At 54.3% G+C, this 14,253-nt stretch carries 11 protein-coding genes; 5 read left to right on the forward strand and 6 right to left on the reverse strand.

Translation table 11 applies throughout. The features are described 5' to 3' along the window. Positions 1-128: 128 nt before the first annotated feature. Positions 129-848 (forward strand): phosphonate utilization transcriptional regulator PhnR, encoded by a 720-nt coding sequence (gene phnR, locus ACI2J2_RS07075; protein ID WP_265556170.1) that lies wholly within the window; start codon positions 129-131, stop codon positions 846-848. A gap of 87 nt (positions 849-935) precedes the next feature. Here the strand turns inward: phnR and kdgR are convergent, their stop codons facing one another. After that, positions 936-1,727 carry a DNA-binding transcriptional regulator KdgR gene (gene kdgR / locus ACI2J2_RS07080; protein ID WP_404759733.1) on the reverse strand — a complete coding sequence of 264 codons (792 nt, stop codon included), beginning with the start codon at positions 1,725-1,727 and terminating at the stop codon, positions 936-938. A 225-nt stretch (positions 1,728-1,952) separates the two neighbouring features. Between kdgR and ACI2J2_RS07085 the strand changes: the two genes are divergently transcribed. Beyond that, positions 1,953-3,347 (forward strand): MFS transporter, encoded by a 1,395-nt coding sequence (locus tag ACI2J2_RS07085; RefSeq protein WP_209634185.1) that lies wholly within the window; start codon positions 1,953-1,955, stop codon positions 3,345-3,347. Between the two features lie 48 nt (positions 3,348-3,395). On the opposite strand, the gene htpX is transcribed toward ACI2J2_RS07085, so the two are convergent. The 5 genes from htpX to ACI2J2_RS07110 all read right to left on the reverse strand — a co-directional run bounded on the left by htpX (position 3,396) and on the right by ACI2J2_RS07110 (position 8,315). Further along, positions 3,396-4,274: a protease HtpX gene (gene htpX, locus ACI2J2_RS07090; protein WP_209632984.1), complete on the reverse strand. Its 879-nt coding sequence runs from the start codon at positions 4,272-4,274 to the stop codon at positions 3,396-3,398. A 197-nt stretch (positions 4,275-4,471) separates the two neighbouring features. Continuing rightward, positions 4,472-4,858: a DUF4260 domain-containing protein gene (locus ACI2J2_RS07095; protein WP_314592249.1), complete on the reverse strand. Its 387-nt coding sequence runs from the start codon at positions 4,856-4,858 to the stop codon at positions 4,472-4,474. Positions 4,859-4,955: 97 nt separating this feature from the next. Then, on the reverse strand, positions 4,956-6,992 hold the full coding sequence (gene prc / locus ACI2J2_RS07100) for a carboxy terminal-processing peptidase (RefSeq protein WP_209632982.1): 2,037 nt from the start codon (positions 6,990-6,992) through the stop codon (positions 4,956-4,958). A 19-nt stretch (positions 6,993-7,011) separates the two neighbouring features. Further along, a complete protein-coding gene (proQ, locus tag ACI2J2_RS07105) occupies positions 7,012-7,722 on the reverse strand; it encodes an RNA chaperone ProQ (protein ID WP_209632981.1) in 711 nt (236 codons plus the stop codon). 95 nt (positions 7,723-7,817) lie between these two features. Continuing rightward, on the reverse strand, positions 7,818-8,315 hold the full coding sequence (locus ACI2J2_RS07110) for a GAF domain-containing protein (RefSeq protein ID WP_404759734.1): 498 nt from the start codon (positions 8,313-8,315) through the stop codon (positions 7,818-7,820). Between the two features lie 519 nt (positions 8,316-8,834). Between ACI2J2_RS07110 and yebS the strand changes: the two genes are divergently transcribed. The 3 genes from yebS to rsmF all read left to right on the forward strand — a co-directional run bounded on the left by yebS (position 8,835) and on the right by rsmF (position 14,223). After that, positions 8,835-10,082 (forward strand): membrane integrity lipid transport subunit YebS, encoded by a 1,248-nt coding sequence (gene yebS / locus ACI2J2_RS07115; RefSeq protein WP_209634183.1) that lies wholly within the window; start codon positions 8,835-8,837, stop codon positions 10,080-10,082. After that, the gene (locus tag ACI2J2_RS07120; RefSeq protein ID WP_404759735.1) at positions 10,051-12,681 is read left to right on the forward strand and encodes an MlaD family protein; all 2,631 of its coding nucleotides are present in this window, start codon (positions 10,051-10,053) and stop codon (positions 12,679-12,681) included. The genes yebS and ACI2J2_RS07120 overlap by 32 nt, the downstream gene beginning before the upstream one ends. Positions 12,682-12,783: 102 nt before the next feature. After that, the gene (gene rsmF / locus ACI2J2_RS07125) at positions 12,784-14,223 is read left to right on the forward strand and encodes a 16S rRNA (cytosine(1407)-C(5))-methyltransferase RsmF (protein WP_404759736.1); all 1,440 of its coding nucleotides are present in this window, start codon (positions 12,784-12,786) and stop codon (positions 14,221-14,223) included. Positions 14,224-14,253 lie beyond the last annotated feature (30 nt).

Genomic DNA, 14,253 nt, shown 5'->3' on the forward strand with positions numbered 1-14,253 from the left:
GGTCTATACCAGATTGCGGTATAGTGGCGGTAAATTTGCTCTCGGGTCAAACGACAACCGCAGCTGAAACAAAAAATTCATCTGCACATGTATAATGGGCAGGTGCCAAAATGCCATAGCGAGTTGAAATGAAAGAACATCAGAGCGAGATCCCCCACTACCTGCAAATCAAGGATCAGTTACAGGCGCGCATCACTCTTGGTGAACTGCAGGCGGGAGATAAACTGCCTTCTGAGCGCGAGCTGTGCGCAATTTTCTCCACGACCCGGGTTACCGTCCGTGAAAGCCTGGCGCAACTGGAAGCGACCGGGGCCATTTACCGTGCCGATCGCCGGGGATGGTTTGTGACGCCAGAACGGCTGTGGTTAGATCCGACGCAAAACACCAACTTTCACCGCTTGTGTCAGGAACAGGGGCGTGTGGCCCGCACTGCGCTATTATCGGCTGAAAAAACCAGGGTACCGCGTGATGTGATGCAACCGCTGGCATTAGCGCCATCGGATAAAATCTATCTGCTACGCCGTGTGCGCTATGCCGATGACCGGGCAATTTGTTATTGTGAAAATCACTGTCTGCCCGAGCGAGTACCGGAACTACTCCGCCGAGATCTCAACGGCAGCCTGACCGAGATTTATCAGCAACACTACAACCTGACCTATCGCAAAATGCACCTGTCGTTTTACCCGACCGCACTGCCACACAATGCCGCTGCCGCCTTGGGTGCGATGGTTGGCCTGCCGGCACTGTTGCTGCGCCGACTTAATTACGATCAGCAAGGCCGCATTCTCGATTTCGACATCGAATATTGGCGCCACGACAGCCTGCGCATTGAGGTTGATACGCTTTAATCCTGCATGCCGGTGCGCCGTCGTAAGCCCACAATATAAAGGCGCAGCCATGACTGGCTGCGCCCTTAATGCCCTATACCGACGGGATCAGAATGGATAGTCGTGGTAACCCATTTGCTCGGAAATGTTACGCGCGGCGGTATGCAAACGTTTGATGTAATCGGCCTTCGCGTCTTCGGAGTAACGAATAGAAGGGAACGAAATGCTCAGACCCGCAGTGACTACGCCAAAGCGGTCAAATACCGGCACGGCTATACAGCGTAACCCTTCTTCCTGCTCTTCAATATCTTCGCCCACGCCCTGTTCACGCACCTGATCCAACACTGACAACAGCGCTGCGGCGTCGGTCAGGGTGTTCGGAGTACTGCGGGAAAATTCAATCTGCGACAGGATGTGGGTTACTTCCGCCCGATCGCGCCAGGCCAGCAGCACTTTGCCAATCGCAGTACTATGCAGGGGGTTACGGCGGCCGATGCGAGAGTACATGCGCAAGTTATACATGGCATCAATTTTGTGGATGTAGACAATGCTATCTTCATCCAATGCCCCAAGGTGAATGGCTTCACGGGTGTGATTCGACAGTTCACGCATTTGGACGTCAGCGATGCGGATCAGATCAACGCTCTGTAACGACTTGGCTCCCAGTTCAAACAGCTTGAGAGTAAGCGCATATTTTTCCGACTCGTCTTCCTGTGACACATAGCCCAAGGACTTCATGGTTTGCAAAAAACGGTAGACAGTACTTTTGGACATCATCACCCGCTGGGAAAGCTCAGTAATGCCGATCTCGCGTTCCTCGCCCAGCGCCTGCAAGATACCAAAAACCTTTAGCACCGACGACACGGCATCCGGTTGCTTATCTGGATCTGCGTTAACCATATATCCTACCCAGCTTCTGTTTTAAGAAATTTGAACACGGGTTTCAGTATACGCGGTACCTCAGAGACCATGCAATCCAGCCAAGAGATAAATGCCTGAGAGGGAAAGGGTTCGGCGTTTCGCTCTCATTGGTTATTACAATTGCGTGCGAAACTGTGGATGCAATCGCAGACGAATATGATTAGCATGATAATACTCCCCCGAATTAATACCGCCGAGATCAACATGCGTCCTTGTACTGACGGCCTCCCCGTCCCGCAGCGCTATGGGGCTATTCTTGCCATTGCCCTGGGCATTACCGTTTCAGTGCTCGACGGTGCGATTGCCAACGTGGCACTGCCAACCATCGCCCGCGATCTGAATGCCAGCCCAGCCAGCTCCATCTGGGTAGTGAACGCCTATCAGTTAGCCATTACCATTTCACTGCTGTCGTTGGCCTCACTCGGCGATTTGATTGGCTATCGCCGCATCTACCAGGCTGGCCTGCTGGTTTTCAGCGTTACGTCACTGTTTTGCGCCCTGTCCGACTCACTGACGACACTGACCATCGCCCGCGTGCTGCAAGGTTTTGGCGCTGCCGCCATCATGAGCGTCAACACCGCATTAATCCGCATTATCTATCCGCAGCGCTTCCTTGGGCGCGGTATGGGCATCAATTCGCTGATTGTCGCCTTCTCCTCGGCGGCAGGCCCCACGGTAGCGGCGGCGATCCTGTCGGTAGCGTCCTGGCAATGGTTGTTCGCCATCAACTTGCCGATCGGCATTGTGGCGCTGTTGCTGGGGATGAAATATCTTCCGGCCAATAGCCAGAAAAGCACTAACCAGCGCTTTGACCCAACCAGCGCCGTGATGAACGCGCTGACCTTCGGGTTGTTGATTACCGCCATCAGCGGCTTTGCTCAAGGCCAGAGCCTGACGTTGATTTTCAGCGAAATCGCAGCACTGCTGGTGATTGGCTTCTTCTTTGTCCGCCGCCAGCTGCGCCAGGAATTCCCGTTGCTGCCGGTAGATCTGCTGCGCATCCCCATTTTTGCACTGTCGATGGGCACATCAATTTGTTCGTTCGCGGCACAGATGTTGGCTATGGTCTCATTGCCGTTCTTTTTGCAAAGCACGTTGGGCCGTGATGAGGTCGCAACCGGGCTGCTGCTAACGCCGTGGCCGTTAGCCATTATCGTCATGGCCCCCCTCGCAGGGCGGCTGGTAGAACGCGTCCACGCCGGGCTGCTCGGGTGTATCGGCCTGGCCGTGTTTGCATCGGGGTTATTCCTGTTGGCGATGCTGCCGCATAACCCGTCGGACATGGATATTATCTGGCGTATGGTCCTGTGCGGCGCTGGTTTCGGGTTGTTCCAATCACCCAATAACCACACGATTATTTCCGCCGCTCCACGTAACCGTAGCGGCGGAGCCAGCGGCATGCTCGGCACCGCGCGGTTGTTGGGGCAAACCTCCGGCGCAGCCTTGGTGGCGCTGATGTTTAACCTGTTCCCTGCCTCAGGTACTCATGCCTCACTGATCCTGGCGGGCACCTTTGCCACATTGGCGGCGGCGGTCAGCAGTTTGCGTATTACTCAACCGCGGGTACAACCGGTAGAAAGCCACCAACAAGCCAAATAGCAGGCATAAAAAAACCCCGGCAAGCCGGGGTTTTTAGCGTTATCAGGGTTACTTCAGGTACTGGCCTGAACGCAGCGCTTCGATACGTTTATCGAGCGGCGGGTGCGACATGAACAGTTCGCTGAACGACTTGGATTTGCCGTTGATGCAGAACGCCATCATGTTGCCCGCTTCCTGCGGTTCGTAACTGGTTTTCAAGCGTTGCAGCGCCGCAATCATTTTCTCGCGACCAACCAGTTTGGCAGAGCCGGCATCGGCGTAAAACTCACGGTGGCGTGAGAACCACATGGTGATAATGCTGGCCAGGATACCGAACACCAGTTCCAATACCATCGACACACCGAAATAGATCATCGGGTTACCGTTGCCTTCCCCTTCGCCGTCACGGTTGCCCAGGAAACCTGCGGCCGCCTGCGCGATCAGACGTGAGATAAAGATCACGAAGGTGTTTACGACACCCTGAATCAGCGTCATGGTGACCATGTCGCCGTTGGCAACGTGGCTGATTTCGTGGGCAATAACCGCTTCCGCTTCGTCACGGCTCATGCTCTGCAACAGACCGGTGCTGACAGCAACCAGCGACGCATTACGGCGTGCGCCTGTAGCAAAGGCGTTAATATCCGGTGCATGGTAAATCGCCACCTGCGGCATGGCGATGCCTGCCTGTTGTGACTGACGGCGTACTGTTTCCAGCAACCAGTTTTCAGTTTCGTTACGCGGTTGTTCAATCACTTCCCCGCCAACGGAGCGCAGCGCCATCCATTTGGACATCAGCAATGAGACAAACGAGCCGCCGAAGCCGAACAGACCAGCCATGATCATCAGGCCCTGAACGCTACTGGATTGGATTCCCGTCAGGCTGAGTACCAGCCCGAAAACCAACATCACCGCCAGGTTGGTGAGCAGGAACAGAGCTATACGCATCATAAAATGTTTACTTCCTCATAAATGTTAACAAAACGCTGTCTCGGATACCCTAGATCGTATGGGCATTCGTCACAGTTTCAAGAGTTCCACGCCATTAACCTACTAAAAATACGAAACTTTACAAAAACGGCGCGCGAGCAATGCTTTTCAAATTGTAAACGATTGTTGCATAAAGAGGTGGGTTTTCTAACGGAAAATCAGCGCTGTTTATTATTCAAACGCCCGAGATGAGTATAACCAAATCCTTCAGCGTATTTCAGCCCATAGCCCAGCGTGCGGTCAAAGCCGATATGCGCACACCAAATCAGTGCAGCCATCAGCCAAAACGGCTGTTGGAGCCAGACAAACACCAGGCCACAGAGTATCGGGCCTATATAGGAATGTGCGATGTTATACCCGAGCGCCCCGGCCTTTTTACCCAGTGCATAGGCGATAAATGAAATATCAGGCAGCAGAAAACAACCGGCAAACAGCCACCCGCTATAGTGTTGGTAATGATATATCGCGACAGACAGGATCAGAACCAGCAGCGCTTCGAGCCGCAGCAGAGTACGCATTGCAGGAGTTAAGTTGCTCACCATCATGTTCCCACCCTGTGTTTAACGTCGAAAAACGCTTCAGGAGCGCCCATTAAAAAGCGCACCCTTGGGTGCGCTTTTCATTTGCTGATGTTCGACTGCGTTACTTCGCCGCCGCTGGCTGCGCCTGGTCAAGGTGCGCCAGATCCAGTGCGATATGCACGGTTTCATCCAGGTATGGGTCTGGTTCCTGATAATCCTTCGGCAAATCATCCAGCGACTTCAGCGGCTTCTTACCGGCACGCTGCAGACGATCATTAATCCGCTGCAAACGGGTAGCATCATCATCGTGGTTCTCTTTCTCACGCTGGGCGAGGTTGAGTGAAACGATGTTACGCTTGTCCTTCAGTGCCTTGTAATGCGCGATATCCTGCGCGATGTACTGGAACTCAGGATCCTTCGCGATGCGCTGCTCATGATCTTTCAGCAGTTCAGGTTCGAACGGCTTCAAGTCGCCGGTTTTGGTGTAGGTCGCAGCATTGATGCTGTCCCACGGCATCGCGTTATCTTCAAACGCTTCACCGGTTTCCGCGGGATCAACACCGGTTGGCATCAGGATATCCGGCGTCACACCCTTACGTTGAGTACTGCCGCCATTGACGCGGTAGAACTTCTGAATGGTGTACTGCACAGAACCCAAGGCCGGCCATTCCGGACGCAGCATCTGATCGTAAATGCGGTTCAGCGAACGGTACTGCTGCACAGTGCCTTTACCGAAGGTGGGTTCACCGACGATCAGGGCACGGCCGTAGTCCTGCATTGCCGCAGCAAAGATCTCGGATGCCGAGGCGCTGAAACGGTCAACAAGTACCACCAATGGCCCTTTGTAATAGGTCACGCCGTCGGTGTCTGCGTCTTCACGCACTTTGCCGTTGTTGTCACGTACCTGCACAACCGGGCCGCTCGGAATGAACAGGCCAGACAGCGATACCGCCTCAGTCAGCGCACCGCCACCGTTGGTGCGCAGATCAATGATCAGGCTCTTGACGTTTTGCTTGGCCATCTTCTGCAACTGCACTTTCACATCATCGGTCAGGCCAACGTAGAAGCCGGGAATATCCATCACCGCGACTTTCTCATTGCCGACGGTCTTGATGGTCATTTTCACCGCACGATCTTCCAGACGGATGCGCTCACGGGTCAGCGTAACCACCCGTGTTTTGGTGCCTTTGCCAGCCGGCAGGATATCCAGGCGCACTTTGCTGCCCTTTGGCCCCTTAATCAAGGAAACCACGTCATCCAGGCGCCAGCCGATCACATCAACCATAGGTTTGCCTGCTTGGCCAACGCCAACAATACGGTCACCTACGGTGATCGCCTTGCTCTTCGCCGCCGGGCCACCTGGCACCATAGAATTGATGAGGGTGTAATCGTCATCCATCTGCAACACAGCACCAATGCCTTCCAATGACAGGCTCATTTCGGTATTGAACTGTTCGGTGTTGCGCGGAGAAAGGTAATTGGTATGTGGGTCGATTTCATGCGCAAAGGCATTCATTACCAGTTGGAATACGTCTTCGCTGTTGCTTTGCGTCAGGCGCTTGATAGCGAACTGATAGCGTTTGGTCAGCGTGTCGCGTATTTCCTTGTCGGTCTTACCGGTCAGCTTGAGGTTCAGCTCGTCATATTTGACTTTGGCATTCCACAGGCTGTCCAGTTCGGCCTTGTCTTTCGGCCACGGCGCTTTGCTGCGGTCGAGATCGATAGTGTCGTTGCCGGTGAAGCTCATTGGCTTTTCCAGCAGCGATAAGGCATAGGTGTAACGCTCAAAACGGCGTTTCTGGGCCAGATTGTACAGCGCGTATGGCGTATCCAGCTTACCGCTTTTCAGTTCTTCGCCAAGCTGATCGCGCTTGTTAGCGAATTGCGCCACGTCAGAGGCCAACAACACATTATGGCTGTAGTCCAACATATTCAGGTAACGATCAAATATCTTGCCTGAAAAGTCCGCGTCGAGGGAGAACTGGCGGTAATGAGAGCGAGTGAAGCGCGACGTTACGCGCTCACTCACAGTAGCATGTTGCGGTTCCTGCTGAAGCTGCGGCAGTTGATCGATGCGGATGTTGGCTGTGTCCGCTCCGTAACTTACACCCGCCCACAACAGACCCGCGACTGCTGTTAATCTGACAAATTTGTTCATGCCTTGGTTGGCCTCCGTATCAGAACTGCAAGTGTTCTGCGCGCACAATCATCGCCAGACCGGAAGAGAGCTGCACACGTACGCCATCTTTAGCGATTTCGAGTACGGTAGCATCCATCGCGCTCTTGCCTGCTCTGACTTTGATTTCTTGGCCAATTTGCAGTTTAGAGATATCCGTGACTGGCACATGACGCGGCTGGCTTTCCTCTTTTACTGGACGAGGTTGGCGAGCTGGCTGTGGGCGAGTTTGTGGGCGCGGTTTGCGGTTCTCCTGTGCGGCTCCACCTTCGCGACGCACGGCAGGTTTTTTACCTGCAGGGCGCGGACGGCGTGGTTCCGCGTCGGCTGATTCACCGGCAGCTTCACGTTTTTTCGCGTTTTGTTCGGCACGCTGTGCCTGAACGCGCGCTTTCGCTTCTTCAAGCTGTTGACGGGCATGATCGACATGCTGCTGTTCCAGCTCACCGCACGGATTGCCGTCCAAATCGACGCGCTGTGCGCCAACTTTGACACCGTACAGATAACGCCAGCTTGAGGTGTACAGGCGCAGAGCAGAACGCAATTGCGTTTTGCTCAGGTTTTCTTCCCCTTGAACACGCTCGACCAGATCCTGAAAAATACCGATTTTCAACGGGCGAGCTTCGCCCTCGGCGCTAAAGCAGAGCGGAAAACGCTCGGCAAGAAAAGCAATGACTTCTTTACTAGAGTTCAACTTAGGTTGATTTTCCATGAAATTTCCTGATTACAACGGGTTTGCCAACCAGCGCAGGCATGAACAGGCGTCATTATAATGACGCCATCGGTAAATGCCACGTTAACCGTAGATCAACTTGCTGTCACAGTGACATATTTCGCACTATCACACTGTTCCAGCTGCGCGCAAAGCCCCGCCACCACTGCTTCCAGGCCCCTTTCGTCCTGTTCGTCGAAACGTTGATAAACTGTGCTGTCAATATCAAGAACGCCGATAATATGACCGCCAACGTTCAGCGGCAGCACAATTTCTGCATTACTGGCCGCATCGCAGGCGATATGGCCTGGGAACGCATGGACATCGCCAACCCGCTTAACGCGGTTTTCCGCCACCGCGGTACCGCACACACCCTTACCCACAGGAATACGCACACAGGCGATTTTTCCCTGGAACGGACCGAGCACCAGTTGGTTGCCGTCGATCAGGTAAAAACCCGCCCAATTGACGTCGTCAAGACGCTCATTGATCAACGCACTGGCGTTGGACAACGCAGCGATAAAGTTGGTTTCCCCGTCGAGCAGCGCACCCAAATCACGTTTTAAATCTGTGTAGAACTCTTCTTTTGTCATCTGTTAACCATGGTTTTCTATTCCTGTGTCTAATATTAAAAGAAACACAGGGGGTCAGTCATAATGCGCATGAGCGACAAGTTATTTGATTTTCTATTGTATATCATGCAGGTAGTTTTGCTGTCTTGCCATTTTTCTGCCAGCTGACCCTCAGCATAATTGCTATTACATCGGGTTGTCCAAAGCAATCATGAGACGTTTTGAAACAACAAGTTAGCCCGGCAGTCACCTTACTGAATGAAATAAGCTTTATTCTTTTTATATCAATGCATTGGATATTCTCTGCCGGTGTTTGTAAAGCCATTGTCCAACCTGCGCCCCATAGGCATTAAATGCCAATCGCCACGGGGTTGTTGAACTGTTGCTTCACAAACCCCTGCCGGGCAAGGTATGTTTGCCTCGCAGAAACCCTGTTTTCCCTGCGTTGCCGCCCTGAGCTTTATCATCAGCAGGTTAGACCAGGTTTATTTTTCAGCTACGCTATGAAATCCGGCGGGCTCTAGGGCAGCTTTTGTCATGATGAAAATACACGCGATCACCACACCACTTTCCAAAGCTCGCCACCAACGTTGTTGCGAATGCGACCTGCTCTTCGTGTTGCCGCCACTCAGCGGTAACCAGGCCGCTTACTGCCCGCGTTGCGATGCAAAAGTAGTGAGTGGACGCGACTGGTCAATGACCCGGCTCACCGCCATGGCAGTCACGATGTTGCTGTTAATGCCCTTCGCCTTCAGTGAACCATTGATCAGCATCCGTTTGCTGGGGGTGCGTATTGACGCCAGCCTACTGGAAGGTATCTGGCAGATGAGCCGTCAGGGCGATCCCATCACCGCCAGTATGGTGGCATTTTGTACCATTGGCGCCCCGTTGACCCTGGCCCTGTCACTGCTTTACCTGCGGTTTGGCCACGCGCTGGGCATGAATCTACGGCCGGTGCTGCTGATGCTGGACCGATTGAAAGAATGGGTCATGCTCGATATTTACCTGATCGGCATGGCCGTTGCGACAATCAAGGTCAAAGAGTACGCCGACATTCAGGCCGGCAGCGCGCTGATTGCGTACCTGTCGCTCACTCTGCTCAGTATCCTGACGCTGATCCATGTCAATTTGGAGCAATTGTGGGAGCGTTATTACCCGCAGGAACAGCCGGAAGGTCCGCCGGCGGCGCTGCATGTCTGTTTGTCTTGCCATTTTACCGGCTATCCTGACGAACGCGGCCGCTGCACACGCTGCCATATTCCGATGTGCCATCGCCAGCCATATAGTCTGCAAAAAACCTGGGCCGCTCTGATTGCAGCAATGATTCTGCTGATCCCGGCCAACCTGATGCCTATATCCATTATTTACGCCAACGGTGCGCGCCTGGAAGATACCATCTTCTCTGGTGTCGTCTCGCTGGCAACCTCGGGCAATGCGCCTATTGCCGCTATCGTTTTCATTGCCAGCGTCCTGGTGCCCTTTACTAAGGTCATTGTGCTGATTACCTTGCTGTTCAGCATTCATTTCAAGACCTCGCACAGCTTGAAAACACGTATCCGCCTACTGCGTCTGGTGACCTGGATCGGACGCTGGTCGATGCTCGATCTGTTTGTTATTGCGTTAATGATGTCGCTGGTGAATCGCGACCAATTGTTATCTTTTACTATGGGACCGGCTGCCTTTTACTTTGGGTCTGCGGTTATTTTAACTATTCTTGCCGTAGAGTGGCTGGATAGCCGATTGATTTGGGATGCACATGCAACAGGAAACGCCGAATACACCGACTGAGGCGCGGGTCAAAAACAAGCGCCGTATTTCGCCATTCTGGTTACTGCCGTTTATTGCCCTGCTGATCGCGGGGTGGTTGGTTTATAACAACGTCCAGGAACGTGGCACCACGGTAACCATAGACTTCCAGTCTGCCGCAGGCATTATCGCCGGGCGTACCCCTGTGCGTTACCAAGGGGTGGAAGTCGGTACCGTACAAAGCATCAGCCTGAGCAAGGATCTGCGCAGTATCGTGGTCGAAGCCAGTATCAAAAGTGACCTCGAAGACTCACTGCGCGACGGCACTCAGTTTTGGCTGGTGACACCGAAAGCCTCGCTGGCGGGGGTATCTGGCTTGGATGCATTGGTCGGCGGCAACTACATCGGCATGATGCCAGGCAGCGGGCAGCCGCAAACCCACTTTACCGCACTCGATACCCAGCCCAAGTACCGGCTGAACACCGGCGAACTGATGATACACCTGCACGCAGACGATCTCGGTTCGTTGAATACCGGTTCGCTGGTGTACTACCGTAAAATCCCCGTCGGCAAGGTATATGACTACACCATCTCCGAGGGCAATAAAGGTGTCACTATCGACGTGCTGATCGATCGCCGCTTTGCCAATCTGGTCAAAGGCAACAGCCGTTTTTGGAACGTCTCGGGCTTCAAAGGCGATTTTAGCCTGGCAGGCGCGTCAGTGCAGATGGAAAGCCTGACAGCCCTGGTCAATGGCGCCATTGCTTTTGATTCACCGCTCGATGCCCCGCAGGCCAAAGCCGATCAAAGCTATACCCTGTATCCCGATTTGGCGCACAGCCAGCGCGGCGTCAACATCACGCTGGATCTGCCGAGCGGTAACAATTTGGCCGAAAACCGTACCCCTCTGATTTACCAAGGGTTACAGGTGGGCACCCTGACCAAGTTAACCTTGCAACAGGACAGCAAGGTCACCGGTGAACTGACTATCGATCCCGCGGTCGTGGATTTGATGCGTAGCGGCACGCGGATCGTCATGCGCAGCCCACGGTTGAGCCTCAACGACGCCAAACTCAGCCAACTGCTGACGGGCAACACGCTGGAGCTGGTGCCAGGTGAAGGCGAACCACAACAACATTTCAACGTTCTCGATAGCAGCGAAACGTTGCTGCAACAGCCTGGCGTCCTGACTGTGACGCTCAACGCACCGCAAAGTTACGGCATCGACGTTGGCCAACCGCTGGTTGTGCATGGCGTCAAGGTTGGCCAGATCATGAGCCGCGCCCTGACCGCCAACGGCGTGGTGTTTACCGCCGCCATTGAAGCGCAATATCGCAGCCTGTTGCATAAAGACAGTAAGTTCGTGGTCAATAGCCGCGTTGACGTCAAGCTGGGGCTGGATGGTATGGAGGTTCTTGGTGCCAGTGCCCAGGAATGGCTGGACGGCGGTGTGCGTATCATTCCCGGCAGCAAAGGCGACGCTGTCAGCCAGTATCCGTTATATGGCAATAGCGAAAAGGCAGAGGCCGGCATCATCGGCAATAGCCCGACCCCTACCCTGACACTGACGGCGGTCAGTCTGCCAGACGTACAGGCAGGATCGGTCGTGTTGTACCGTAAATTCCAGGTAGGCGAAATCGTTAACGTGCGGCCCAAAGCCAACGAATTTGAGGTCGATGTTTATATCAGCCCGGAATACCGTAAACTACTGACTAACGAAAGTATTTTCTGGGCAGAAGGCGGCGCAAAAGTGCAATTGAACGGTAGCGGCCTGACGGTTCAGGCATCGCCACTCAACCGTGCACTGAAAGGGGCCATCAGTTTCGACAACCTGCAAGGCGTGACGCTGGACAAAGGCGCCAAACGCGTGCTGTACGCCACAGAAACTGCCGCCCGTGCAGTGGGCAGCCAGATTATCCTGAAAACCTATGACGCCAGTAAGCTGTCACCCGGTATGCCGCTGCGTTATCTCGGTATTGATATCGGCCAGGTGGACTCATTGAAATTGGCACCTGAACGCAATGAAGTGCTCGCCAAAGCGGTGTTGTACCCGGAATACGTGCAAACCTTCGCACGCCTGGGCAGCCGTTTCTCCATCGTATCACCGGAGATTTCCGCAGCCGGGGTGAGCAATCTCGACACCTTGCTACAGCCCTACATTAACGTTGAACCGGGTCGTGGGCGCGAATTGCGCAGCTTTGAACTGCAGGAAGCCAGTATTACCGACTCACGCTACCTGGACGGCCTGAGCGTTATCCTCGACGCAGCAGAAACCGGGTCGCTGCAAATCGGCACGCCGGTATTGTTCCGCGGCGTGGAGGTCGGCACTGTTACCGGTTTCTATCTGGGCACCATGTCCGATCGCGTTCACGTCGCATTGCGCATCAGCAAGAAATACCAGTATCTGGTGCGTAACAACAGCGTATTCTGGCTGGCCTCCGGCTATAACCTGCAGTTCGGTCTGACCGGTGGCGTCATCAAGAGTGGGACATTCCAACAGTTCATTCGCGGCGGCATTGCATTTGCCACACCGCCAAGCATTCCTCTGGCACCGAAGTCGACGCCGAACAAGCACTTTATGCTGAATGCTGAAGAACCGAAGGATTGGAAAGCTTGGGGCACCGCAATCCCTAAAGAGTAATTTCGTAACATCGTCAGGGGCTCAGCAATGCTGGGCCCCTACTGTTCTCAGGTTTGTGATAAACTCCCGCCCTTATTTTGACTGCTGCCAGAGAGCTCACCCGTGGCCAAACCTGCCTCCGTTTTTTTGCCGCCCGCGTTTCTCGACGCGACGCGCGCCATCATGCCCGCCGACCTGTCGATGGACGATTTCATTGCCGCCTGCCAACGCCCATTACGCCGTAGCCTACGGGTCAATACCCTGAAGATCAGCGTTGCTGACTTTCTGGTATTGGTGCAGGACTATGACTGGCAATTAGAGCCTATCCCTTGGTGTGCTGAAGGCTTTTGGATAGAACGAAAAGATGAAGAATTGCGTTTGGGCAGCGCGGCGGAACATCTGAGTGGCCTGTTTTACATTCAGGAAGCCAGCTCGATGCTACCTGTCAGCGCACTGTTCGCTGACACGGAAACGCCACGACGGGTCCTGGACGTCGCTGCTGCACCGGGATCAAAAACCACCCAAATTGCTGCCTTGATGAATAACCAGGGCGGTATCGTGGCTAACGAATACTCCGCCAGTCGGGTAAAAGTGCTGCACGCCAATATCAGCCGCTGTGGCGTAAAAAACGTGGCGTTAACTCACTTTGACGGTCGGGTCTTCGGTGCTGCGTTACCGGAAAGCTTTGACGCCATTTTGCTGGATGCGCCTTGCTCCGGTGAAGGTGTGGTGCGCAAAGATCCAGACGCCATGAGCAACTGGTCGCTGGAAAGCGTTGCCGCCATAGCGGACACTCAGCGCGAATTGATCGACAGTGCCTTCCATGCCCTGGCCCCCGGCGGGGTGATGGTCTATTCCACCTGCACACTCAACGCGCAAGAGAATCAGCAAATCGTCAACGGGTTGTTGGCAGCCTACGGCGATGCAGTCAGCATTGAACCGCTGGGTGAACTGTTCCCCGGCGCTAAACAGGCGTTAACTGCCGAAGGTTTCCTGCACGTATTCCCGCAAATCTACGACAGCGAAGGCTTCTTCGTGGCACGTTTGCGTAAGCACCACTCCGTTGCCCCACTGGCAAAACCAAACTATAAACTGGGTAAGTTTCCGTTTACCCCGCTGTCCGGCAAGGACTCGGCTGACATTGCCCAGGCCGCCGCTGCCTCCGGCCTGTCCTGGGATGAAAGCAGTCGTCTGTGGGCGCGCGATAAGGAGATTTGGCTGTTCCCCGCCGAACTGGAGGCACTGGTCAATAAAGTGCGATTCTCACGCATCGGGCTGAAACTGGCCGAGCGTTTCACCAAGGGTTACCGCTGGCAACACGAAGCTGTTATCGCCTTGGCGATGGACGATAGCAAACAGCGTTTTGAACTGAATGCCGCGCTGGCACAAGAGTGGTTCCACGGCCGCGATCTGTACCCGGAACTGCCGCCGCAGATCGATGAATGCATTGTCACCTATCAACAACAACCGATAGGCATCGCCAAGCGCATTGGCAGCCGGATCAAAAACAACCTGCCGCGCGAACTGGTCCGTGACGGCGTGCTGGATTTCCACCAACAATAATCCCATGTTTGCCCTAACTGGCCGGTCAAT

The sequence above is a fragment of the Serratia sp. NPDC087055 genome, assembly GCF_044900985.1.
In the GTDB taxonomy this organism is placed as follows: domain Bacteria; phylum Pseudomonadota; class Gammaproteobacteria; order Enterobacterales; family Enterobacteriaceae; genus Serratia.

Excerpts from the sequence above, each read along its gene's own strand:
- phnR (WP_265556170.1), top strand. The coding sequence starts at position 129 with ATGAAAGAACATCAGAGCGAGATCCCCCACTACCTGCAAATCAAGGAT.
- kdgR (WP_404759733.1), bottom strand. The coding sequence starts at position 1,727 with ATGGTTAACGCAGATCCAGATAAGCAACCGGATGCCGTGTCGTCGGTG.
- ACI2J2_RS07085 (WP_209634185.1), top strand. The coding sequence starts at position 1,953 with ATGCGTCCTTGTACTGACGGCCTCCCCGTCCCGCAGCGCTATGGGGCT.
- htpX (WP_209632984.1), bottom strand. The coding sequence starts at position 4,274 with ATGATGCGTATAGCTCTGTTCCTGCTCACCAACCTGGCGGTGATGTTG.
- ACI2J2_RS07095 (WP_314592249.1), bottom strand. The coding sequence starts at position 4,858 with ATGATGGTGAGCAACTTAACTCCTGCAATGCGTACTCTGCTGCGGCTC.
- prc (WP_209632982.1), bottom strand. The coding sequence starts at position 6,992 with ATGAACAAATTTGTCAGATTAACAGCAGTCGCGGGTCTGTTGTGGGCG.
- proQ (WP_209632981.1), bottom strand. The coding sequence starts at position 7,722 with ATGGAAAATCAACCTAAGTTGAACTCTAGTAAAGAAGTCATTGCTTTT.
- ACI2J2_RS07110 (WP_404759734.1), bottom strand. The coding sequence starts at position 8,315 with ATGACAAAAGAAGAGTTCTACACAGATTTAAAACGTGATTTGGGTGCG.
- yebS (WP_209634183.1), top strand. The coding sequence starts at position 8,835 with ATGAAAATACACGCGATCACCACACCACTTTCCAAAGCTCGCCACCAA.
- ACI2J2_RS07120 (WP_404759735.1), top strand. The coding sequence starts at position 10,051 with ATGCAACAGGAAACGCCGAATACACCGACTGAGGCGCGGGTCAAAAAC.